This is a genomic window from Marinicella rhabdoformis, assembly GCF_009671245.1.
Lineage (GTDB): Bacteria > Pseudomonadota > Gammaproteobacteria > Xanthomonadales > Marinicellaceae > Marinicella > Marinicella rhabdoformis.
The window spans coordinates 783,373-808,505 of record NZ_VTFS01000001.1; the positions used below are offsets into that span (position 1 = coordinate 783,373).

Below are 25,133 nucleotides of genomic sequence, written 5' to 3' on the forward strand. Positions count from 1 at the left end.
GTAAAATGGCGTTTTTTTTCGAGCACATCGAATGAACATCAACTGGTTTCCGGGCCACATGCACAAAGCACAAAAGGAAATACGTCAATTATTACCTGAGGTTGACATGGTGATTGAGGTGATTGATGCGCGCTTGCCTTACAGCTCTCAAAACCCTTTATTGCAAAGTATTCGCCGAGATAAACCCTGCATCAAATTACTCAACAAATCTGATTTAGCTGATGTTGAATTAACAGCACAATGGATTAATTGTTTAGAACAGGATGACACCATCCGAGCCTATGCCGTGAATTCAGACCAGCCTAACTTGGTACAACAAATCCCTAACTGGGTGCGTGCCATGTTTCCAGAACGTGAAGAAAACAAAAAACCCATACAAGTGATGATCATGGGCATCCCCAATGTCGGTAAATCAACCATCATCAATGCGATTGCCGAACGTAACATTGCCAAAACAGGGAACGAAGCGGCTGTCACCAAACGTCAACAACGCATCAAGCTGCGTGACAATGTGATCTTGCACGACACACCTGGCGTGTTATGGCCAAAATTCGACAACCAAAATTCTGCGTTTAGACTGGCATTCACAGGTGGCATCAAGGACACCGTAGTTGATCACGAGGAAGTGGCGTTTTTTGGCGCTGAATACTTGTTAAAAACCTATCCAGACATGCTCAAGGAGCGTTTTGATTTTGATCCTTTGCCCCATGATGAATATGAGTTACTGGCTAAAATTGGTGCCAAACGTGGTTCTTTACGCGCTGGCGGTCGTGTCGACTTAGATAAAGTGTCTAAGATTTTCATCAACGAATACCGCACCGGACAAATGGGACCGATGACTTTGGAAACACCTGAGATGATGGACCAAGAGTTAGCAGAAGTTGAAAAAATGTTAGCCAAGAAAGCAGCCAAAAAAGCGGCTCGTAAAGAATCGTTTCAAGGCCAAAATAAGAGCGCAGGTAAAGGAAAACCCAAAAGAAAAAAATAATGGCTGCCAAAGATTTTGTTTACCAACCACCTTCAGCTGCGTTGGACATCATCCATGCTGATGACGATGTGATCGTATTAAATAAGCCTGCGGGTTTGCTTTCAGTTCCAGGTCGTTTGGATGAGCACAAAGATTGTTTACAAACCCGTGTTCAAGCCCAGTTTCCCACTGCTTTGACTGTCCATCGATTAGACATGGAAACTTCGGGTATCGTCATCATGGCATTGAACAAAGCCGCACAATCTTCTTTGGCGAGGCAATTTCAAGAAAGGCTGACCCAAAAAACATACATCGCTCGCGTATATGGCCATGTGACTGAAGTCAGAGGTACAGTCGAAGCCCCATTGATTTGCGATTGGCCGAACAGACCGAAGCAAATGGTGGATTTTGACAACGGCAAACCTTCGACCACGCACTACAAAGTTTTGAATCAAGAAGCCGAAACAACACTGATTGAACTCACTCCAGTGACTGGTCGGTCTCATCAATTACGCGTACACATGCTGCACATTGGCCATGTGATCGTTGGCGACCGTTTATACGCCACCAGAAAGGCATTGGCTTTTTCTGACCGCTTACAGCTACACAGTCAATCTTTATCTTTCAAACACCCTTCCTCTGACCAAACCATGTCATTCGAATCCAAGCCGACATTTGTAAGCACCTGATTTTTAGTCTAAAATGTTTGCTTTTCTCTAACTGAGCATACCAACATGAAAAGAACCATTTTGATCACTGCGGTCTTAAGCACATTAACATTCAATGGCATGGCCAAAGAGCCAAAAACTGAAGAAAAACCACCAGTTGAAGTGGCAACAACAGAAGTGGTCCCTGGCATTTATATGCTTTCGGGTGTGAATGGCTTCATTGGCGGTAACATCGGTTTGTTGACCGGTGAAGATGCCACCATTCTGATTGATGATGCCATGCCTCCTTTTTTGGACAAGTTGAAAAATGCCGTTCAAAATGTGGCTGGCAAACCCATTGACTTTCTTGTTAACACACACGTTCATGGCGATCACACAGGTAACAATGAAGCCTTGGGCAAAGGGCATGAACACGGTAAAACTCACATTGTTGCTCACGAGAACTTACGCCATCACATGATAACCAAAGGCGTACAAGGGCCTGAAGGTATGGTTCCAGCACCAGAATCTGCTTTACCTGTCATGACCTTTTCAGACCAAATGACCTTCCACTTCAACAAACAACCTGCCACCGTGTTTCACGTCCCGAAAGCTCACACAGATGGTGATGCCGTGATTCATTTTTCTGAAGCCAATGTGATTCATACGGGTGATACTTTTTTCAATGGCCTGTTCCCCTATGTGGATTTGGATTCAGGTGGTTCAGTAGACGGCTATATTCATGCCCAATTAAAAGTCATCAGCATGGCAAACGATGAAACAAAAATCATTCCAGGACATGGCCCCTTGGCCGATAAAGCTGACTTGCAAAAAGCGGTTGATATGTTGATTGACTCAAAACAACTCATTCAAAAAGCCATAAACGATGGCCAAAACCTAGACCAAATTTTAAAAGCCAACCCTTTACAAAAATACCATGATGATTGGAACTGGGGCTTTATTTCTACTGAACGCATGGCGACTCAATTATTCAATGACTTGAGCCATCAAAAAGCACACGCTTCTGGCGACGGGCACCAACACTAAGTTTCAATTCATTCAGACTGCCACTGAAGAACTCAGTGGCAGTTTACTGATACTTTTTTAGAACGATTTCTGCCAACCCAAGTTCCACATGCCATCACTTTGCATTTGAATTCCTGCCAGGTCCTCTAGCAAGGGCAATTTATATTCCAAAGCCAAACGGTGTCCATTGAAGGCATTTGAGGCATTCGATATAAAATTCAAACCCAGACCCAAATTGAACCAGTTTCCACCAGAAAAATCAGCATTCGCAGCGGGCGTCATACTCATATTCTGTGCCATCATCAAACGCGCATCACTGCCTTTGATGCTTTGTTTGTTTTTGGCTTCTAATCGGGCAGAAAAACTCCAACTGTTAGATATGTTTTTACTCGCCCATACATTCAATTGGCTTTCGTGACCCAAACGATAATCAGCATCATTTTTGCCTGTTCTGAAGGTTCCCATAATTTGAGCACCAAAGGCGTGGCTTTCACGGTATAAATTCCAAGTCAAGCCAAGGTTCACATCATAAGTTCCTGAACCTAACCTCATCCCATAAGGCAAAATTGAGTCATCACCCATAGGCGTGTCTCCTTTGGTGTTAATTGAACCTGTTGGTATACTTAAACCCAGGTTGAGGTGTAAACGGCTTTGACCCCAATTTTTAATTCGATACAAAGCACCCAGCCTGGAATCGGATGAACCCGATGTTTCGGTATGAAAACGCATACCCATGCGATTTTCCATGGTCATTTTCTTCTCTGCGTGGTTAATCATAGCCATAACAGTCCATCGATCGCTCGGGGCATACATAAACCCCAGCATGTGCATGCTCATATCCATTTCGATTGGAGCCATCATGTAGCTCTCTAACACTTGCGACGTACTCAAGTCGCGGCTGCCGCTTCCCACACCTGACATGGCCATATTCATGAATCGATAAGACATCATAAACTCACCTTTGTTGTGGGTGTGATCACCCATAACACCAATGGGTGCATGTGTATTGGCGTTATTTTGCTGACTTTCATGCGCTTGAGCCGTCATGCTGAAGGCAATCACTGCCATCCATAGCTTTAATACAGACTGTTTTGTTTTCATAGGAACTCACATCAATAAAAAGACCGCATTATATGAAAGCAAACCGCATTAAAGGCGCGACATTTTGTCGCACACCCACATCCACAAACGCAGTCATGTTAACCTTGCATTCAAATCATCTTAATAACTTAACTGAAACAAATGAATTCATTGTTTAGCTACCGCATAACGATTGCTTTAGGCTTAATAACCGTACTTATACTTAATGCTATTTTTGACTTTTGGGGTGAAACTTCAGCCGAATCGTGGTGGTTGGTGTCGTTATATCTCGGTATGGTTTGTTTAACGCAGTTATTCAGCGTCAAGACACATGATAAATGGTATCCAGTTACCATAGACTTATTTGTCTGGGGCCTTTTTTTCAGCTTCAATCAGGGCGTTTCTAATCCATTGATTTGGTGTTTATTTCTTCCCCCTTTATTTGCAGCCATCAAATTCAATAAATGGTTTGCTTGGCTAGCAACAACAACCGCCAACCTTATTTATTTACTGCTCTGGTATTTACAAGCACCACCGGCCCATCACCACATGATGCAAAGCCATGTGATAGGTATGTGGCTGGGTTTTATAGCCATTTCACTGATGCTCACTTGGATCATTACCACTTTAATGGAGCAACTGAAATCAAAAAATAAGGCGCTCATCGACTTACAACAGAAACAAGCTGAAGATTTTAATATGGTTAAAATGGCCACGCTTGCTACCAGCTTAGCCCACGAACTGGGTTCACCTTTACACAGCATCAAACTGCTGGTTAACGAATTATCTTATGACTTAAAAGACAGTGAACATGCCAAAGACTGCCGTATCCTGGATGAACAAGTTACTCGATGTAAAAAAGCATTAGGTGAGTTAACTAAAATCACCACACAATCTGACACAAACACACACCAACAAGTGAATCTAAAAAACTATTTAAATGATATTTTAAACACATTCGAAGCCACACACCCATCAATTAAGATTCAAAATCTTTTATCAAAAGACATGCAGATCTTAAGTGATGATTTGCTGCCTTTGGTATTCTTAAATGTCATCAATAACTCCATCGCAGCAGGCAGCACCAACATTTTCCTTACTGCCCAATCCAAAAACAATGAAATTAACATCCTCATAAAAGATGACGGGGCCGGTTTAAATCATTCAGAGAAAAATGGACTGGGAATAGGGTTAAAATTAGCAGCACGCATCATGGAAGCCATGAAAGGACAGTTAATTTTTCAGTGCACACCTGATGGTGCTGAAACTCAAATTCTCATACAACAAGCACCATGAAAAAGTCTATCTTAGTGATTGATGATGACAAAACCTTGCGATACAGTTTGTCCAAAGCCTTGAAAAGGCATGGATTTACTGTTCATGAAGCACATGACCTGCAAAGCAGTCAATTGATTTTAAAAAACGAGCCCGTCAATCATGTGCTACTGGACCTAAAATTACAAAAAGAATCTGGTTTGGTTTTGGCACAATCTATTTTAGCCCAATGGCCTCAGCTGAACATTGTGATGCTGACCGGTTTTGCGTCAATCAAAACGGCAGTAGAAGCCATTAAAATAGGTGTTAAGGATTATTTAATTAAACCGGTCAGTATCGAAGAAATATTAAACAGCTTTCAATCTAACAACCAAGGCAACAGTGACATTGAAATCAATGAATCAACATGGTCTCCAAAACGACTAGAATGGGAACACATCCAGAAAGTCTTGCTTGAGCACGACGGCAACATCAGCCAAACCGCAAAAGCACTCAATATGCACCGCCGAACATTACAAAGAAAATTACAAAAAAAACCTGTTAAAAAATAGTTTAACCATAACTTTTTGCCTGACTTCATCACTTTAAGCACTGGTATTTTCTGGCATCATGATTAAAATGTGCGTTTCGATTTCAGCACCCTTATTTTCATGAAAGAATTCCTCGAAAACCTACACAATAACAAAATATTTGAATGGTCAGTTGTTACTGTAATTATCTTGTCTGCTTTGTTAATCGGTGCCAAGACATACGAATTACCAGACTACGCCACCACGGCGTTGTTGATTGCTGACTGGAGTATCACAGTATTTTTTCTGATTGAAATTACTGTGCGCTTTGTCGCCTCAAAGGACAAAAAGAACTTTTTCAAAAGTGGCTGGAATGTCTTTGATACACTCATTGTTGTTGTCAGTTTGATTCCAATAGAAAACTCTGAAATGGCTTTGATTGGTCGATTGGTTCGTGTGTTTCGTGTTTTGAGGATGGTTTCCATCATTCCTGAACTCAGGGTATTAATCAATTCACTCATCAAAGCCATGCCACAACTGTCTTATGTGATGTTGTTGATGTTCATCATATTTTACATTTATGCCGCTGTCGGTTCTTTGTTTTTTGAAAACATCAACCCCGTTTTGTGGGGCGATATTGCCACCAGCATGTTGACATTATTTCGAGTCATGACATTTGAAGACTGGACTGATGTCATGTATGAAACCATGACTGTTTACCCTTTGAGTTGGCTCTTTTACCTGTCATTTATTTTCTTCACTGCTTTTGCTTTCTTGAATATGGTGATAGGCATTGTTGTCAGTGTTTTAGAAAAAGAAAACGCTCTGATGGAGGCTGAAGCTTTACATGATGACATCACAGAACAAAACGACCAATTAGATGTCATACAAGCCGAGTTGGCCGAAGTCAAAGCGTTACTGCTTAAACACACGCAATCACAAAAAACGGTTGATTGAAACCACAGCATATTCAGTAGTTTATTGACCTCAAGGTATAACAGCTGTATATTAATTCAGTAATGTACAGTTTCGAGTGGTAACCAATTTGCATCAATGGTTTTTACAAGTGAAGTCACAGTTTCATCAGTCATTGATATTGTGTCTGTTGCTTTGTGGTTCTGTTTTGGCTCAAAAACAATTAGATACGCGTTATCTCGAATGGGAAAAAAAACTCAATTCTTCTCCAGATGAAGTGTTACAAATCTTAGATAGAAGCCTGCCTCAAGCCCAAAACAACAATTACCAACTGGCACAACATCATTACCTTTACAGCCAAGCTTATATTGCCTTAACCTACCCTGACAAAGCTTTGACCCATGCAGAGCTTGGTCTCAAAGCCATAGATAAACAACAATTCCCTTGGCTCTATCACAAAATCCAAATCGCAAAGGTCATTGCCTTGGACTATGTAGGTGACCCACAACAAGCTCTGCCCATTGCCAATCAAGTCCTCACATGGGCGCGTCAGAAAAAAGACTTATGGCTTTTGGTCGAAGCCTTGTCAGCTCGGGGACATATTTACAATGCGATGTCTTTGTCTGTTAATGCACTGAATGATTTTCAAGAAGCATACCAGCTAGTCCCTAAGCACGGTGGTGAAATTAACCAAGCAGATATTGCGGCGGACATTGCTCTGGTTTATGAGTACCGCAGTGAAGATGAATTGTCAGTCCCTTTTTTTAAAGAAGCTGTTGACTACCACAGAGAAAACAATAGCTTTTTAGAACTTTCTGTCGCTTTGTATGGATTAGGAAGGGCAAACAAAAACCTAGGAAACCTGGATTTAAGCCAACAACAACTTGAAGAATCCGCCCGTTTGGCACGTAAAGTGAAAGACTACCAAGGTGAGGCCTATGCATTGAAAGAATTGGCCGGCATGGCATATAAGCAAGGCAAAACTGAAGAAGCCATTCAGATGTTAAAAACGACGCATCAAACATTCACAACATCAAATAATAAATTCATGCTTTTGGACACCAACTATTCACTCAGCCGCATATACCTGTCTGAAGGCAAAATAAAACTTGCGGAGCAATTTTGGTTGCAAGCTAAAAAGTACCTTGACCCTGAAGCCATGCCATTACAAAGTATTGGTATTGATGAACTCCAGGCTAAAATCTTGGCCAGCAAAGGAGAGTATGAAGCTGCTTATAATAAGTTACTCGAAACGGTCTCAAAAAAACAAAAGATTTACACCGAGTCAAGCATCAAAAAACTGAACCAATTTCGAACCCAGTTTGATTTGAACAACAAAGAAAAAGAAAATGCTGTCTTACAACATGAAAATGAAATGCAAGCACATCGATTAGCAGACCAAGCTACAGAACGCCAACTGACGAATTGGCTGATCATTGCCTCATTTACCAGCACGCTGCTTTTGGCATTTATTGTGTTACGTTCGAGAAAAAATCGCCTAAAATTTGAATACATGGCTCAACATGATGCATTAACCAACATGAGTAACCGCTCATATTGCATCAAACAAATCAAACAACAATTAGAAATCCATCACAACAACAGCTTACTTTTGGCGATGTTAGATTTAGACCACTTTAAACACATCAATGATCACTATGGTCATGCTGTGGGTGATGAGGTCTTGATTCAATTCAGCAGAATTTTCTTGTCTCATTTTGATCAAAACGTCATCACAGGTCGATTTGGAGGAGAGGAGTTTTTATTGGCCATGTCTTATGGTGATCAGCACCAATTAAAACGCTCACTAGAACAATTTAAAGAGTCGCTACTTGAACGCATTAACATTGCACACATTCCAGATTTAAAAGTGACGTTTTCTGCTGGTATCAGCCGGTGCCGGGGCATAAATGATTTAGATAAAGCCATACACCGGGCTGATATGGCGATGTATTCAGCCAAAGCCAATGGACGAAATCAAATCATATTACACCGCGAAATCACTCAATAATTTCAGCATCAGAGACAATAACAACCTCTTCCTTAACTGGTATTCCCCTTTGAATACAGTGGTTTTTAATTACTGAGAACTCAATATTGGGTAACTTAGTGACACCTCCGGATTTCAACACCAATACTGCCACCTCATCACCTTCTTCTGACCACAACTCCAAGCGTTCAACATCTGCCCACGACACATTCTGCCCACCTGACTGAGGTGACAAAATGGTGATGCCAAATGGAGTCACCATGGTTTTCTTTTGGGTGTTAGGAAATAACTTGGCCTTCAATACCTGATAAATAACCAGTATTGGTAACAGTAACAGCATCAATATCAACAACGGAATGATAATCACCAAAGCCAATAAAAATAACAACCAATCAAAAGGCCCTTTTTTATTGGGAAAGCGCAACATACTCAGCACAAATCGATTCATTGCATACCTAACAAGGCTTTGGTCTCTAAAAACTCTTCGAAACCTTGAGGTCCACGTTCTCGACCATTTCCAGAATGCTTATATCCACCAAACGGTGCTGTGCGGTCCATCTGAGCACCATTGAGGTGTATCATCCCAGCCCTTAAAGCAAAAGCAACGCGATTGACGCGTTCACTATCAGCACCAGACACATATCCTGACAATCCATATTCATTGGCATTGGCCATGGTGATGGCATCTTCGTCTGTGTTGTAAGGAATCACACATACCACGGGGCCAAATATTTCATACTGAGCAATAGACATGCCATTATTCACCCCTGTGAACGCCGTGGGTTTGACATAAAAACCTGTCGTTAAACCCTCTGGACGCCCCAAACCTCCAGTCAGCAATTCTGCGCCTAAATCCATGCCCGATTTGATGTGTTCTTGGATGCGGTTCCATTGTGTTTCTGAAACCACTGGTCCCATGTAATTGTTTTCATCATTTGGATCGCCTACCGACAATTTTTCCATGGTTGCTTTAACCACAGCTTCAGCCTCATTCATGCGCTCTTTTGGAATAAACAAACGCGAAGGGGCGTTACAGTTTTGTCCTGAATTAACACACAAGGTTTTGATACCACCAGCCACCGCTTTAGCAAAACGTTCTTCTGATAAATCGTCAAGGATGATGTTGGCTGATTTACCACCCAGCTCCTGGGTCACGCGCTTGATGGAGTCGGCTGCATCTTTTGCCACAGCAATCCCTGCCAAAGTAGAACCTGTGAAAGACACCATATGAATGTCAGGGTGCTTAGAGATTGCTGAACCTACAGTCGGTCCATCACCATGAACCATGTTGACGACTCCTTTAGGGACTCCAGCTTCCTCTAAAATTTCCATCAATATCTGCGCCGAAAAGGGTGCTTCCTCTGATGGTTTCCACACCACGGTACAACCGGTGGCCAATGCAGGCGCCAATTTACAACCAATTTGATTGACGGGCCAATTCCAAGGTGTGATAAAACCACATACACCAATCGGCTCCTTGCGTATCAAAGTGCTGTCTTGTTTAAATTCAAATTCATATTGTTCTAAAATTTCGATCGCTGACTTGAAATGCAAATAACCAGACGCCGCTTGATTTGACTCACTCAACCACTTCGGTGCGCCCATCTCAGCTGTGATCGCAGCGGCCATATCGGTCGAACGTTTTTTGTATTCCTCGGCTATTCTTTTAAGCAAATCTAGGCGTTCTTCTCGTGTGGCTTGAGAGAAAGAAACAAATGCCTGTGTCGCCGCTTGAACTGCTTCATTCACATCATTGGCATTACCTAATGGGATGTTACCCACTGACAGTTCTGTGGCTGGGTTGATGACCGCTAAATGGGGCTTGTCATCAGATTCTATCCACTCACCATTGATGTAAAAGGTGGATTTGTAACTTGCTTGTTCAGTCATTCAAACTCTCTTTCGAAGGAGGTCATATTTTATATGATGACTGTTTCAATTTACCACTGCCAACAGTCACATCTCTGCCTTGCACAATTAGTGAGTTTCAATGAAGTTTTTATATGGCATTTTTGTTTCAAACTTTCGCCACACGCGAATCTGCACCTGTCATTTTTTTTACACCACGCCTGGCATCTTCTAAAAGTAAATAATTTACTGGAATCAAAAACAAAGTCATAAAAGTGGCGAACATGATACCGAAACCCAATGAAACGGCCATAGGAATAAGAAACTGTGCTTGCGTGCTTTTTTCAAAGATCAACGGCATCAACCCCACAAATGTAGTCAAAGAGGTCAAAATCACGGGCCTGAATCTGGCCATTCCTGCTGTGGTAACGGCATCAAGTAAAGATTTGCCTTCTTCACGTTTTTTATTGACATAATCGACCAGCACCAATGAATCATTAACCACCACACCTGTTAAGGCAAGCATGCCCATCATACTCAAAATGGTTAAATCCATGCCCATAATCCAATGGCCAATTATGGCCCCTGCAGGACTGAAGGGTATGATGGACATCACGATCATGGGCTGAGCATAGGACTTAAAAGGTATCGCTAACAGTGCATAGATGACAAACAAAACGGCAATCAAACCATAAAACAAAGTACCAAACGACTCTCGCTGTTCCTCTGCTTCGCCACCAAACTCATAACCAACACCAGCCAAAGGCCCTGTTAACTGATTCAAAAACTGTGACATTTCTTCATTCACCGCAGCCATATTGATGCTTTCTTTATTCACATCCGCAGTGACATTCAACGTTCGCTTGCGGTCTAATCGATTGATGACAGACGGGCTTTTTCCTGAAATCATCACGCCCACTTCATTGAAAGGCACTTGAACGCCATCAGGTGAAGTGATAATCAAGTTTTCCAAGGTATTAACCGTACTTCTTTCCGCCAATGAATAACGGAGCATCACACGAATATCATCTCTACCACGCTGGATTCTTTGTACCTGAGCCCCAAAAAATGCCTGTCGCACCTGCCTGGCTAAACTGCTCAAAGTGATGCCCAAAACTTCACCTTGTGGTTTGAGTTCTAGTTCAATCTGGCTTTTACCATTCGACATGCTGTCTGTGATGTCAAACACATCTGGGTATTGCGCCAACTGTACTTTGACCTGCTCAGCCAAACTTTGTAATTCATTCAGATCCTGACCGCTTAATCGAATGTCAATTGGATTGCTCGAACGGCCTATTTCTGCCCGGTAATTGACTTCTTCAGCACCCGGAATGGGGCCTATCATTTGTCGCCATTCATTGACCAATTGACCGCTGGTTATTTCACTTTCACGCTTTTCAGGTGCGACGACTTGAAACATCACACGACCTACATGTGATTGACCACTACCTGAACCACCTGCCGAACCAGAACTTGACATGATGCTGACAATCAAGCTTTCACCTGTTGCTTCATCAATGTATTTTTCTTGTAACTGCTGGGCCTTATCGGTAATTAATGAAACATACTTGTCTGTGGTTTCAAAAGGTGTACCAATTGGCATCACCAAAGACGCACGTGCTATTTCACTGGGTACTCTAGGGAAAAATATAAACCGTGTCCAGCCACTGAATACCATGGCATATACCATAGCAACAACGGACAAAAACAGAGACAAGGTTAACAACCTATTTTTCAGCGCTTTAACCAAAACTGGCTGGTAGTATTTGGCAATAAAATGCTCTAAACCATTGGCAAATTTTTTCTGAAACCGACTGAATGCACCAGGCGCTTTGGTAGACTTTTTCATGTATTTCAAATGCGCCGGTAAAACAAACTTAGATTCAATCAAAGAAAATAACAACACAGGAATTACCACAAATGGAAGCTGCTTGAAAAACACACTCCGTCCGCCTTCTATCAAGGCCAAAGGAATAAATGCAGCTACTGTCGTCAAAATACCAAAAGTCACAGGTGTGGCCACTTCTTGGGTTCCTTCAATCGCCGCCCTCAAACCATCACCATGACGTTCCATGTGGGTATGTATATTTTCTCCAGTAACAATGGCATCATCAACCACAATCCCCAACACCAAAATAAAAGCAAATAAACTGACGATATTAATGGTGATGCCAAACACAGGCAATAAAGACAAAGCACCCATAAAGGAAACTGGAATACCAATCACCACCCAAAAAGCCACCTTAGGTCGCAAGAACAGCGTCAATAACAATAACACCAACACACCACCTTGTATCGCACTGTTGATCAATGTACTCAACCTGTTTTTAACAATTTGAGAACGGTCTCGCCAATAGTCTAATTTGATGCTTTGCGGTAAACTGGCACTTTTTTCAGCCAAGTAAGCTTTGACCTTGTCTGCTACCTCAATGGCACTTTGTTGCCCCACACTATAAACCTCAATTTCCATCGCCCGTTCGCCATTGAACCTGTTCAAAATAGCCTGTTCTTCAAAACCATCGGATATGGTTGCTATATCGGACAATCGCAACAACGACCCATCGGCCCGATTGCGTATGATTAAATTTTCAAACTGTGCTTGTTCATAGGCTTGGCCCTGAGTCCTCAGCAAGACATCACCGCCGGTGGTTTTGATGTTACCTGCGGACAAATCCAGTGAATTATTTTTTATCGCATTGGTGATTTGATCTATGGTAATGCCATATTCACGAAGCGTGTCTTGATTCACTTCTATGGCAATTTCAAAAGGACGGACATTTTCTAAAAACACTTGAGTGATGCCGTCAATGCTGATGATGTCATCACGAACTTGTTCACTGACTTGGCGCAATTCTTTTTCTGATACATCACCATAAACCACCACTGAAATGACTTCCCTTTTGCGCGTGGCTTTACTCACCAAGGGCTTCTCGGCGTCCACTGGTAAGGTGTTGATGGCATCGACGCGATTTTTAATTTCATTCAACAGCACTTGCGCATCATAACCACTGGATAATTCAACGGTCACACTCGAACTGCCTTCACTAGAACGTGAGCTTATGTTGTCGATGCCTTCTAAGTCACTGACGGATTCTTCAACTCGAATCGTGATGCCTTGCTCTGTCTCAGACGGTGTTGAGCCTGGTAAAGAGGTTCTGATGTTGACAACATCTAATTCAATTGAAGGAAACACTTCCAGCGGAATTCGGGTATTGAGTGACAACACACCAATGAAAATGATACTGATCATCAATAAATTGGCCGCCACATGGTTTTTTGCAAACCAACTGATAAATCCTTCTTTCATGAACCTTGCTCAGTTGATTTGTTTTTATTCCCTTTGCCTCGCTTTTTCTTTCCTTTATCTTGGTGACCACTGGCATCACCAGATTCAATGGAGCCATCTGCTTTAATAATTTCTACCGCAGTACCACTGACTGCATCACCCAACGGCGTGGTGCTGATTCTTTGGCCTCTTGTGAATTTGTTTTCAATGACCACTTGCTCATCATCCATCCACAAAGTATCAATATGAACCCGTTCAAGAACGCCGTTTTCTATCAAATTGATGTAGTTACCCGTAGCCACGGCTGCACGAGGTAAAACCACCACATTGTCTAATGTATTTCCTTGAATCAAAGCATTAACAAATTGACCCACTTTCAACGGCGGTGTGCCATCACCTCTGAACTTGTAAGGGTCTTTAACCTCAACTACCACATATAATTGTCTGGTTTGCGCATCAATGGTGCCTTCCACACGCACCAATTCACCTGGCCAAGTGTGGGTTTTGTTAGCCAAAGTGGCCATTAATTTTACCGCAATGTTGGCTTCCTTAGTTCGACTCTCTAGGTCACGATACAGTTCAGGTAAGTTCAAATGTGCCAAATCACTGCCTTTCAAAGGCAAGCGAATTTCAACAGAATCCACAGCATAAATATTTCCCAAAGTGGAACCATTGTTAACGACTTGGCCTACATTGACATCAAGACTCAGTACCCTGCCTGAAAATGGCGCGACAATTTGTGTGCGCTTTAGATTCAACTCCGCTTGAATCACTTTGGCTCGGCTGGCTTCTAAAATAGACAAGGCTGAATTAAGCTGTGGCTCTCTGGCCACCAATGAAGGTGGTTTATTCGTATTGCCTAATTTTTGCCAATCTTTCAAGGCCATTTCAGAACGGGCTTTTTCGTCTTCTAGTGTAAATTCAGCTTGTTTATATTCTGCTTTGGCTATGGTCAACTGGGCTTGATAATCGGCGTCATCAATGGTTAATAACACATCGCCTTTTTCGAAAAATGCACCGTCTCTGAACTGGTCGCTGACCGAAGTCACTTGACCTGATACTTGTGCAATCACCAGGCTTTGTGTTTTCGGTTTAACGATGCCATAAGAGGGCACCCACACTTGATAACTTTCTGCTTTAGGCATCATCACTTCTGTTCGAAGTTTATGGGTGGGCGTATCTTTAAACTTTTTTGCTTCAGGCTTAGTCGCAAAAATCAGCCAGACAACCACAACAGCAGCTGACAAAATGATTAATGGCAAAAGTATTTTTTGGGGTTTCATAATTTTTTATAGTGGTCAGTTTTAACTAAAATTAATTTAATTTAATGAATCATCAGCATCTTATTCAGGATGCAAGACGCCATTTTAAGACCACATTGTGCAAAAAGTGTGAAACACTAAATTTGAATCAAGCTATTTATTTAATATCTTCATCTATAACCATGCCTTTGCTCTTGGCACGCCTGGCCCATTTGTTTCGGGCATGAATCTGTAGATCTTCAATTTTATCTGATTCATCCATGATTTCTAAGCCCAACAAGGTTTCAAAAACATCCTCTAAAGTCACCAAACCATCAACATCACCATACTCATTAACCACCAAAGCCATGTGAAAATTATTCTCAAACAGGTGTTCAAGCAACAAAGGCAGTGAAAGGTACTCTGAAACATATTCAAGTGGACGTTGGAGGCTTTCTAAACTCACGTTTTCACCTTTGGCATGAGCCAATAACACATCTGACTTCAATACAAAACAAGGGTTGTCTTTGTTCTTTTTAGAAGTCAAGGGTATTCGAGAAAAGCGCAAATCTGACACCTGTTCAAACACATCTTCAATCATGGCAGCCGCAGGTAAACTGGTGATCACACTTCTCGGTGTCATGATGTCTTTGATCTTCAAAGAACCTAACTGGAATAAATTATTGATGATGCGTGCTTCATGCGCATCAATCAAACCCGTCCGTTCGCCCAAGCCTGCCATGGCGATGAATTCATCGCGGTTGAAGCCGTGGTGCTTTTTACCCTTTGAAATCAGCTTGGTGATGAACTCAGAAGCAATGATCAAAGGGTATAACAATTTAATTAACACAGCGATAAAGCCCATGGTCAGCGAAGCCAATGACTTCCAATACACCGCACCAATGGTCTTCGGAATGATTTCAGAAAACACCAAAATCAAGACCGTAATGACCGCTGAAAAAACACCAATCCATTCGCTGCCAAAAACTTGAGTTGCCTTGGCACCAGCGACAATCGCGCCCACCGTGTGTGCTATGGTATTGAGTGTCAAAATTGCAGCCAAAGACCGGTCCACATCATCAAACCTGAGCTTTTTTATCAAGTTGGCTTTTTTGGCATCTGTTAGTTTGAGTTTTTCAATGTAAGCCGGCGTGATGCTCAACAGCACCGCCTCTGCAATCGAACACAGAAAGGAAAACAACAAAGCACCAAAAACGTAAAATATCAGCAACAACATAAATCAATCCTTTAAATTTTATTAACCCGCTTTTTTCAAATACACCAACAACAGAGACACTGCGGCTGGCGTCATGCCTTGGATTCTTGAGGCTTGGCCGATGGTTTCGGGTTTGATGTTGTTGAGTTTTTCAGTCAACTCACCACTCAGGCCGGTGATGGCGCTGTAATCCATGTCCAAAGGCAGTGCTTTGCTTTCGTGTTTTTTGGCTTTGTCGATTTCTTGCTGTTGGCGTTCCAGATAGCCTGCATATTGGGTGTGGATTTCGACCTGTTCCAAAACTTTTTCAGCCTGCGATGGCAGCGAAATTTCATCCAATGAATTGAGCATGCTGATGTTAACCTCAGGTCGGCGCAATAAATCATAGGCGCTGGTTTCTTTACTTAATTCAATGCCTGATTGGGTGATGAATTTTTTGCCTAAGGCATTGTTCGGGCCCAACCAGACAGATTTTAAGTGATCTAATGAACCTTCAACATCTTTGCGCTTCTGAGAAAAGGCATCCCATCGTGTGGCATCGACCAAGCCCAGTTCATGACCTTTTTCAGTGAGCCTGAAGTCGGCATTGTCTTCACGCAGCATCAAGCGGTATTCAGCACGTGATGTGAACATGCGGTAAGGTTCATTGGTGCCTTGAGTGATTAAATCATCAATCAAAACACCCATATAAGCTTCGTTCCTGGCAGGTGTCCATGAAGGCTTCCCTGCTACTTTCAAGGCGGCATTCATGCCCGCAATCAAACCTTGCGCACCGGCTTCTTCATAGCCTGTGGTGCCGTTGATTTGACCTGCGAAGAACAAGTTTTCCACGTATTTGGTTTCCAAAGAGGCTTGCAGTCCACGAGGGTCGAAGAAATCATACTCGATGGCATAACCCGGTCTTGTGATGTGTGCGTTTTCAAAACCTTTGATTGAGCGCACCAAATCAATTTGCACATCGAATGGTAAAGAAGTCGAGATGCCATTGGGATAAAGCTCATGGGTATTCAAGCCTTCTGGCTCAACAAAAATCTGGTGTGAGTCCTTATCAGCAAAGCGCATGATTTTGTCTTCAATCGATGGACAATATCGCGGCCCTTTTCCTTCAATTTCACCTGAATACATCGGCGAGCGGTCTAAACCATTGCGGATAAAATCATGTGTTTGTAAATTGGTATGGGTGATAAAACAACTGACCTGTTCAGGGTGTTGTGACAAATCACCTATATATGAAAAAACAGGTCTTGGTGTGTCACCAGGCTGTTCTTCCATGACCGAAAAATCGACGGTTTTACCATCAATTCTAGGTGGAGTGCCTGTTTTCAAGCGATCGACTTGAAATGGCAAAGCACGCAGTTTTTGCGCCAAAACCGTCGCAGGCGGATCACCCGCCCTGCCACCTGAAAAATTAGACATGCCAATATGAATTTTACCGGCCAAGAAAGTACCGACAGTTAAGACCACCGTTTTGGCCATAAAGACCAAACCCATTTGTGTCACGGCACCTTTGACTTGGTCATTTTCAATGATCAAATCTTCTACGCCTTGTTGAAACATCGACAGGTTTTCTTGAGTTTCGACCACGCCACGGATGTGTTCACGGTACAAAGCACGGTCACATTGTGCGCGGGTGGCACGAACGGCCGCCCCTTTGCGCGAATTCAGTGTGCGCCATTGGATACCCGCATGGTCTGTGGCCTGTGCCATCACGCCACCCAGTGCATCTATTTCTTTCACCAAATGGCCTTTACCAATGCCGCCTATGGCAGGATTACAGCTCATTTGTCCAATGGTTTCGATGTTGTGGGTTAGCAGCAAGGTTTTTGCACCCATGCGCGCAGAAGCCAAAGCGGCTTCGGTTCCGGCATGGCCCCCGCCAACAACTATCACATCAAAAATTTGGTCGTATTTCATCGCATTCACATTAAATCAAAGTCAACCCCGCATTTTACCATTGTTTTCTTTCTGATTTTTGTTTCAGGTACTAAAAAAGGGCCTTCCTGGCCCAAATTTTTAAGGAATCCCCCCAACTATATAGATAAATTTGAAGAACATATGGAGAGTATCGGACGGGCCATGCGCTTCCTTCGCATCACCCGAACATTTTTAATCATTCATCAGAATGTTTGCGTGTACCTCATGTATGTGATGCGGCCATAACCATCATACAGACCAAAGTCATAATCCCTGCTTCCGGCATTACCCAAGAATAAAGGAGGGAACTTCTCACCAATGTTTCTCGCACCTAAAGTGATTTTCCCGTTCCATGGTGTGTGGTAATTCAACTGTAAGTCATGGGTTACCCAAGTTGGCACATGACCATTACAAATCGCACCATTTGGGTTATTAGGATCTGCACTCATGGTGTCACATTGGTCACCAATCAAATTCAAGTTATAACCAACAGAGAAGTCACCATACGAAAACGTATTATTGATAACTGCTCTGGTGGCGGGCAAACCCGGATCGCCGACAAAGTCACGTGTGCTGGGGTTTTCTGCAGTAAGCAAATGACTGACTTGGATGCCTGTAGCCATTCGGCCGCCCAACATATCAAAACTGAACTTGGCATTTAAATCCAAACCTGAAGTATCAAACTCACCTCTATTAGCAAAACCGCGCAAGAAGCCACCTCTGATTGAACCATCTGGGTTGAAATCCACATTTAATCCCGCTGGGACTTGCCCACCTGTTTCAGCTAAATTTACAATTTGCTGCAATGAGAATGCTTGAATTTGATTATCAATTTTGATGTTAAAATAATCCAAAGTAAAATTGAACCAATCTGTTGGCTCATATGCCACACCAAAAGCAAACTGCTTTGAAGTCTCAGAGCTTAATTGTGGATTACTGATAACTGTCCCAGAAACCTGAGCTTGGTTTGCTCGGCAAGTAGCCAAATCTTGATACCCAAACGACTGACAAGTCGGCAAATGGAACGTAACACTGTCTGCAGTTTGTGACGGTTTTTGAGTCAATTCATCCAATGTTGGTGCCCTGAAACCTTCACCATAAGATGCTCGCAAGGTTAAATTATTTAACATTTGATAGCGGAATGACAGCTTTGGAGAGAAATCATTTCCATAGTCCGAATACTTATCATATCGGCCTGCCAGTGACATTTCTAAATTATCCAGCAATGGGAATAATGCTTCAAAAAAAGCAGATGTCACTTCACGTGTACCACCAGCACTTGAACCTGAAGAACCACCTACTTGGCCGGCCTCAGACAATGAATCATAGGTATCATAATATTTTTCGTTCCTTTGCTCTGCGCCTAGTGAAATTTGCGCCGCACCATTGGCCATTTCAAATAGGTCAAAAGCCACTGAGCCAAAAATTTCATCCTGATCATACCGGCCCACCCTGGATGTAGTTACATTAATAGAATTTAATACGGTTTCTGAAACCGAGTAAGGGTCACCTAAATTATAAGTACCGTCCGCAATCGCCGCATCAGCCGCTGACCTGAGTAAATAACCGCGACCAATATTAGTAAAGGTGTTGTTGTTTCTGTTAACTCCGAACTCCACTTCAGCACGCCCAATTTGACCAATTACTCCCAATTGAAATGTGGTATTTTCAGTTTCAGTGGTGTTGTCTCGATTACCCAAAGCATCAAAACGGTGCCACCAATTGACTGGCTGGGGTTCAAATCCAGAGTTAGGATCATACAAAGGACTGTCAGGATTGGTTGGGTTATTTGGGCTGTCAACTGGAATTAATACGCCTGAGCCACCAAAAGATGCTGCGGATGTTGCGGCAGCTGGCGCATACCGTCCAAATGTTGAGGTTTTAGCTACGGAGATATTTGACCATAATTCCCAGCTGTCATTAATTTCATACTTCACTCGACTGTAAAAAGACTCGTTTCCCGATGACGCCTCATCTGCAGCAACCAAGTTGAAATCAAATCCACAACGACCTCCAGGGCTCAATAAAGCAAACCCAGTGTCTGGAAAAGCACACGCGCCTGGGATTGCAGTCCAGTTGGTTAAATCATCAAGAACACCATCTCCATCCACATCTGATTGTGTTGAAAAGTTGTTACTATAAGGAGATGTTCCCGGATTAGTCCATGGAAAGGCACGAGAGAAAATGATTTCACGGTTATTCCATGAAACACCGGCAACTATACTGGCTCGGTCTCCCGATGCACCAAATATAATTGAACCCTCTTCTCTTTCACCACCCTCTGATGGTATAGACACTTCAGCGCCACCCAACATGATTTCAGCACCTTCATAATCACTGCGGGTGATGACATTTATCACACCACCAATGGCATCAGAACCATAGACAGCAGAGGCGCCATCACTGAGTACTTCAATGCGCTCAATCGCGCCCATTGGTATTTGTGTTAAATCTGCTGATCGGCCTGTTATACCCGACTTGGCCATTCTTCTACCATCAATAAGAACCAAAGTCCGAGCGGTTCCCAATCCTCTTAAACTGACACTCGCCACACCAGCATTACCACTACCAGATTGTGGTCTATAAGAACCGGCACTATTGAATGTGGTATTTCTAATAAAGTCCGCAGCATTTGATTCGCCACTGAGTTCTAACTGCTCTCTGGTTATCACTGTTATGGGCAATGCACCCTCAACATCTGACCGTTTAATTCTTGAGCCAGTTACAGTGATTTTTTGTTGATCTTCAACATCTTCTTCTTCATCATTTTGCACTTGCGCGAAAGCCACACTGCCCATAGCAGTAGAAGCCACCAAACCAGCAATCAAAGCTTGCTGTACAGCTTTAGTTATTGGGTTTCGTTTTAAATTCATTTTTGATTCTCCAAATTTTTTTATTTCTCTGTTTTTGTATTTCAGTTCTTCAGTAGGTATATGAGCACCTACTGATTAACTGACTGATCAAATTTATGGTTGATGCAGTCAATAGATTGCAATCTACGAAAGAAGCTGTATCTACTATTCTAATAGTACCTATCTCTTCGTACTAAATCAACAATAGTTTACATTTTTTTAACCATTACAAAAATCAATAGATTATGCAAAGGCAGTAAAACAAGAGGGAGAAATGACATACACCATTGATATAAAAGGATTTATTAGGCACTTAAATAGTAAACAGCGTTAAGAACAGAAGCTGAAGAAAAAGAGTCTGGGCTTAATGAAACCCTTAAAAATAAGTTAATATAACCCGGTTACTTGGCTTTTAAACTAGATTGATTAACAAATAAAAGGCTTCAAAAAAGGCATTGGGAACAAAAATAAACGCATAAAACAGATATGATAAATTGATTCTTTTTTTATAAATGATCACTAAATTTTCAAATGGATTCATAAACTCACTCCAAAGCCGCTATCAAATAGTTCAACAGTCATAATTTCATCAAATTAATGTTTTTTAAGGTTTCGACATGTTTGTGTTTTATCGACCCATTGCCCACCAGAATCTACACACTTGGCTTGGTTTAAAATAACACACCCTCGAAAACACAACAAGCAAAGCACAAACAATCCATACATCAGATTCAACCTCATATTCTTTCTGCGGTAATTTGAAAACGCAAAGGGCCCCCAGTTGATAGCGCATCAAATGGATAGCAGGTAGTCAACACCAATTGATCTTTATCTTGAATAACAATTTGTTCTATCCGACTGTCAACGATACGCAAGTCATTCACTTGATAGCTGAACTTCCCTTGTAAGGTTTCAACTTCAATCACATCACCCACACTGACACCAGATAGGTAACTAAAATGTGAATCATTGTGACCACTGAAGACCGTGGTCTTATCCTCACCAGGCATACCTGACTGGTATGAATGCGCTGGGCCAAAAGCCATGTTCCTGCCACTCGCACCAGCTAAAATATAGCTGCTTTGATTTAAACTGGGGACAGACAGTTTAGCCACAGGATGGGTATCAGCCCAAGACCATGGTGGGTGCACATCACCATCTTTCAGTGTCAGCGCCCATGCATCAGCGATCAGCCACTGAGATAAATGGGCCTTTGCCAGCATGTACCCGGAGGAAAGCACATACCAGCCGCCCAAAACAAAGATGCCGACGATCACCATGCGTAATCCACGCTTCTTGGCAGGTTTGTTCACTGCATAACCTTTACCGCCATAAGTCAAACTGTGCTTAGAGAAATGGTTTTTTAAAAAATAGTTCGTTGACATCTGATGCTCCTTAAAGTTTATGCTGCATTTGAGTGCGTCGTTGTAACCACCCTGCTATTAAAATCATCAACATGCCAAACAGCATTTGTCCTTTGATGCCAAGTGAGCCTTGAGGATATGCTAACGACTCTGCATACCTTTTTTGTGCTGCCTTGGCTTGTGCTTGCCTGCTCAGGTTGGGTGTTTTATCTACCGCAACTAAAGATGTAAACTCAGTCACTAACCCATGATTCAATGCCAACTCGGTAATGCTTTGTTTTAAAATATCGCGATTGCCTCCTAACATCAAATCATCCATCCAATCCTCAACTTGGTTTCTGGCCCATAGCCTCGCGATACCCTCGGTTCTTCCATCATGTGACAGCTTCATACCTTCAGACCATGATTTGTTACCCTCATCATGGTGAGTTATTCCGCTGACAGTAAATTCATTACCACCCAGCTTGTCTTTTAGCGGTGTTTTAGTCGTCACGATCAATGGTTGCCCTAAATACAAATCTGGAATCACTTTGGGGCTTTGTTCGGCTTTTGTGGCTTGCCATGCCACATCCACATCAGTCATGGCAGGAGATGCCAATTTATTGAACACATCCCGCATAGATTCATCAACCAAATTCAAATCAGCAATTTGTGTGTAACTGCCTCGACCAAACATCGCTGCTTTGTTCATGAAATAATTGTTTGGCGCAACTCCAATGGCGATGGTGAACAATCGGGCATCGCCAATGTTTTTTGCAATTTGGTCAAATATGGCGGCTTCATTACCCACCGAGCCGTCAGTTAAGAAAATAATTTGGTTCAACATTTCAGCTTTGATGTTGCTGTCTTGCATGGCAATTTGTAATGCGGGCGCCATATTGGTGCCACCATCTGAAGAAAAACCATCAACAAAGTCCAATGCCCGCATGATATTTTCTGGCGTAGCAGGCATGGATTGTGAAAACAAAGCTTTGGCTGTCGAGTCAAAGTCAATGACATTAAAATAATTGTCAGCTGTTAACTCCGACAATGAAAACAACAAGGCATCTTTGGCTTGTGCCAATGCCTTTCCATGCATCGAACCCGAGGTATCCATGATGAAAGTGATGTTACGTGCTTGGGTAACTTTTGCTGTGGCTTTTGGCGGCATGACCATCAATAAACTGTACTCATAGCCACCTTTCACTTCAGAAAACAAAGCCGCTTTGGGTGCATCGCCCAAGACAGGATACCAACGCATGACAAAGTCATGACTGTCATACAGCTGTGAATCTTCCAAACGCACAACGTGGTTTTTAAAATCTGATGCGATGTGTACTTCATGATAAAGTGAACGAATTTCATCCACTTCGAAGCCAGCATCTAAGTGTACTTTGATCTGTCTTTGGAGTGAATCAGTCACATTGCTGTGCATCGGTAAACGTGCATCATAATCTGCAGGCACATAACGGGGTTTGATTGACATGGGTAACTGTAATTCAAAGTAGCCATTGTCATAACGCAAGCTTTGTTGGTAAGTGAGCTCTATTGTGATTGACTCAAAAGGTGCAATATTGGCAATATCTGAAGTAAAAATATTCGGACGATGTTGCTTCACCATGGTCGCGGTCAAGCCTTCGGCTTTGGCTTGTTGGTAGATTTGTTCAGCTTGCTTTTTCTCGTGAATCTCGCCTTCGATCATGCGGTCTCCAATGGTCATTTTAAGCCGATATAAAGCCGACATGTCTGCCAAAGGATAGGCATAGACCCCTTCTGTAATCCAGTCTGGATTGTGGTTGGTAAATTGTTGCTTAACCGTTATCGTCGCCAACAACCCATAAACATCGACATCAAATGAAGTGTTGTCTAATGTTAAGCTGCGGTATTCTCCGTTGGCTTTGTTAAAAGACAACATCATGCCGCTGGCAATGTCATCAAAATTAACTGCTTCACCGCCCGGCTGCTGTGCATGAACATTGATGTTGTACATCAAGCCAATCACCATGGTGAATGAAAAGATAACAGCATCTTTCCAGTTTAATTGTAAGCTCTGGTGTTTCTTGGGTGTGTTATCGACTGATTGACGTGCTTGCGCTTTTTGGCTATTTGTATCATGTGACTTACGCTGTGCAATACCTTCCAGCTGCTCACGGATGCTGTTTTTGTTATTTTGAGTTGCCATACTGACTCCTTGGTTAATGATGAGTCACTATTTAACCAAGTCAATGCGGCAACAAAATGCGCATAAAATGAAATGTTGTGGTGAATTATGTCAAAATTATGGCAAAGGCCAAAACCACTGATTAATCCAAAGTTGTGATGCCATTTATGGGTCTAGGCCAAGCTGAACTTGCCCAAGAAGCACCCTCATCAACAGCCGCCATTTTGAAGGCCAGCGCTTGTTCTCGATTGTCAAACAAGCCAACCAGGACAATATGCCAAGGCGCACCCTTTACCTCTGTGGTAGCAATTGACATCGTTTGATTACCTAATTGATTGTCTGTAATAAATCGCTCAATGTTGGATAAATTTGTGGTTCCGACAGCCTGTAAAGTCCATTGTTGGTTGTGGTTTGCTTTCCAGTCTGAAAACACATTACTTTGGTGCTCAGGTTGTTGTTCACTTTTTTGAGTCTGTTGAGGTGATGGGTTTTGATTGATAACCGTTGATTCTTTAGCAACTGTATTTTCAACTTCAACGCCACTGGATTCAATTGCATCTGAGGCATTGGCGGTGGTTGATTCCTCAATCACAACGTCATTCCATTCTTCTTCAACTGGAATGGTTTTGATAACCACATCGTCTGTTTGTGATTTTTCTTCTATCAAACGCATGGCTTTGTCTTTGGCCTGTTGTTGATCAGATGCTGGAGCACAAACCCACTTTTCCTTGGCCGCAAAACAAATGATTTCAGTTTCAGATGGTGGTGAATCTTTTTCTACCGGCAATTCTTTTTTTGCTTCTGCAGGCGCATTCAATCCAATCAAAAGGATGACAAGTATCAAAAAAGCGTTTTTTACCATA

At 42.4% G+C, this 25,133-nt stretch carries 18 protein-coding genes; 7 read left to right on the plus strand and 11 right to left on the minus strand.

From position 1 onward, the window contains the following. Nucleotides 1–31: 31 nt before the first annotated feature. From ylqF to FET73_RS03410, 3 genes are read left to right on the plus strand one after another with little or no spacing between them, the layout of a single operon-like run. Nucleotides 32–988, plus strand: a complete 957-nt coding sequence (gene ylqF, locus FET73_RS03400; RefSeq protein ID WP_154222496.1) for a ribosome biogenesis GTPase YlqF — start codon at nt 32–34, stop codon at nt 986–988. Then, nucleotides 988–1,656, plus strand: coding sequence for an RluA family pseudouridine synthase (locus tag FET73_RS03405; protein ID WP_154222497.1), 669 nt, complete (start codon nt 988–990; stop codon nt 1,654–1,656). Before ylqF ends, FET73_RS03405 begins: the two co-directional genes overlap by 1 nt. Nucleotides 1,657–1,701: 45 nt before the next feature. Then, on the plus strand, nt 1,702–2,661 hold the full coding sequence (locus tag FET73_RS03410; RefSeq protein WP_154222498.1) for an MBL fold metallo-hydrolase: 960 nt from the start codon (nt 1,702–1,704) through the stop codon (nt 2,659–2,661). 57 nt (nt 2,662–2,718) lie between these two features. Here the strand turns inward: FET73_RS03410 and FET73_RS03415 are convergent, their stop codons facing one another. Further along, nucleotides 2,719–3,741: a transporter gene (locus FET73_RS03415; protein WP_154222499.1), complete on the minus strand. Its 1,023-nt coding sequence runs from the start codon at nt 3,739–3,741 to the stop codon at nt 2,719–2,721. 141 nt (nt 3,742–3,882) lie between these two features. On the opposite strand from FET73_RS03415, the gene FET73_RS03420 reads away from it, so the two are divergent. The 4 genes from FET73_RS03420 (at nt 3,883) to FET73_RS03435 (ending at nt 8,430) form a co-directional block, all read left to right on the plus strand. Next, nucleotides 3,883–5,016 carry a sensor histidine kinase gene (locus FET73_RS03420; RefSeq protein ID WP_154222500.1) on the plus strand — a complete coding sequence of 378 codons (1,134 nt, stop codon included), beginning with the start codon at nt 3,883–3,885 and terminating at the stop codon, nt 5,014–5,016. Then, a complete protein-coding gene (locus FET73_RS03425) occupies nt 5,013–5,546 on the plus strand; it encodes a response regulator transcription factor (protein WP_154222501.1) in 534 nt (177 codons plus the stop codon). The genes FET73_RS03420 and FET73_RS03425 overlap by 4 nt, the downstream gene beginning before the upstream one ends. Nucleotides 5,547–5,645: 99 nt before the next feature. Next, nucleotides 5,646–6,461, plus strand: coding sequence for an ion transporter (locus FET73_RS03430; RefSeq protein WP_154222502.1), 816 nt, complete (start codon nt 5,646–5,648; stop codon nt 6,459–6,461). An 88-nt stretch (nt 6,462–6,549) separates the two neighbouring features. Continuing rightward, on the plus strand, nt 6,550–8,430 hold the full coding sequence (locus FET73_RS03435; protein WP_218944254.1) for a GGDEF domain-containing protein: 1,881 nt from the start codon (nt 6,550–6,552) through the stop codon (nt 8,428–8,430). Here the strand turns inward: FET73_RS03435 and FET73_RS03440 are convergent. The 10 genes from FET73_RS03440 to FET73_RS03485 all read right to left on the minus strand — a co-directional run bounded on the left by FET73_RS03440 (nt 8,420) and on the right by FET73_RS03485 (nt 25,132). Then, nucleotides 8,420–8,857 (minus strand): hypothetical protein, encoded by a 438-nt coding sequence (locus FET73_RS03440; RefSeq protein ID WP_154222504.1) that lies wholly within the window; start codon nt 8,855–8,857, stop codon nt 8,420–8,422. The genes FET73_RS03435 and FET73_RS03440 overlap by 11 nt on opposite strands. Next, a complete protein-coding gene (locus tag FET73_RS03445; RefSeq protein ID WP_154222505.1) occupies nt 8,854–10,299 on the minus strand; it encodes an aldehyde dehydrogenase family protein in 1,446 nt (481 codons plus the stop codon). Before FET73_RS03445 ends, FET73_RS03440 begins: the two co-directional genes overlap by 4 nt. Before the next feature lie 127 nt (nt 10,300–10,426). After that, nucleotides 10,427–13,564: an efflux RND transporter permease subunit gene (locus FET73_RS03450; RefSeq protein WP_154222506.1), complete on the minus strand. Its 3,138-nt coding sequence runs from the start codon at nt 13,562–13,564 to the stop codon at nt 10,427–10,429. Beyond that, entirely contained in the window at nt 13,561–14,826 is a 1,266-nt protein-coding gene (locus tag FET73_RS03455; RefSeq protein WP_154222507.1) for an efflux RND transporter periplasmic adaptor subunit, read from the minus strand. Before FET73_RS03455 ends, FET73_RS03450 begins: the two co-directional genes overlap by 4 nt. 136 nt (nt 14,827–14,962) lie before the next feature. Next, the gene (locus FET73_RS03460) at nt 14,963–16,021 is read right to left on the minus strand and encodes a CNNM domain-containing protein (RefSeq protein ID WP_154222508.1); all 1,059 of its coding nucleotides are present in this window, start codon (nt 16,019–16,021) and stop codon (nt 14,963–14,965) included. 21 nt (nt 16,022–16,042) lie between these two features. Beyond that, the gene (mnmG, locus tag FET73_RS03465) at nt 16,043–17,914 is read right to left on the minus strand and encodes a tRNA uridine-5-carboxymethylaminomethyl(34) synthesis enzyme MnmG (RefSeq protein WP_154222509.1); all 1,872 of its coding nucleotides are present in this window, start codon (nt 17,912–17,914) and stop codon (nt 16,043–16,045) included. 203 nt (nt 17,915–18,117) lie between these two features. Beyond that, a complete protein-coding gene (locus tag FET73_RS03470; protein ID WP_154222510.1) occupies nt 18,118–20,787 on the minus strand; it encodes a TonB-dependent receptor plug domain-containing protein in 2,670 nt (889 codons plus the stop codon). Between the two features lie 716 nt (nt 20,788–21,503). After that, entirely contained in the window at nt 21,504–22,151 is a 648-nt protein-coding gene (locus tag FET73_RS03475; RefSeq protein WP_154222511.1) for a class GN sortase, read from the minus strand. 10 nt (nt 22,152–22,161) lie between these two features. Beyond that, entirely contained in the window at nt 22,162–24,291 is a 2,130-nt protein-coding gene (locus FET73_RS03480) for a VIT domain-containing protein (protein ID WP_154222512.1), read from the minus strand. A gap of 121 nt (nt 24,292–24,412) precedes the next feature. Further along, nucleotides 24,413–25,132 (minus strand): SPOR domain-containing protein, encoded by a 720-nt coding sequence (locus tag FET73_RS03485; RefSeq protein ID WP_154222513.1) that lies wholly within the window; start codon nt 25,130–25,132, stop codon nt 24,413–24,415. Nucleotide 25,133 lies beyond the last annotated feature (1 nt).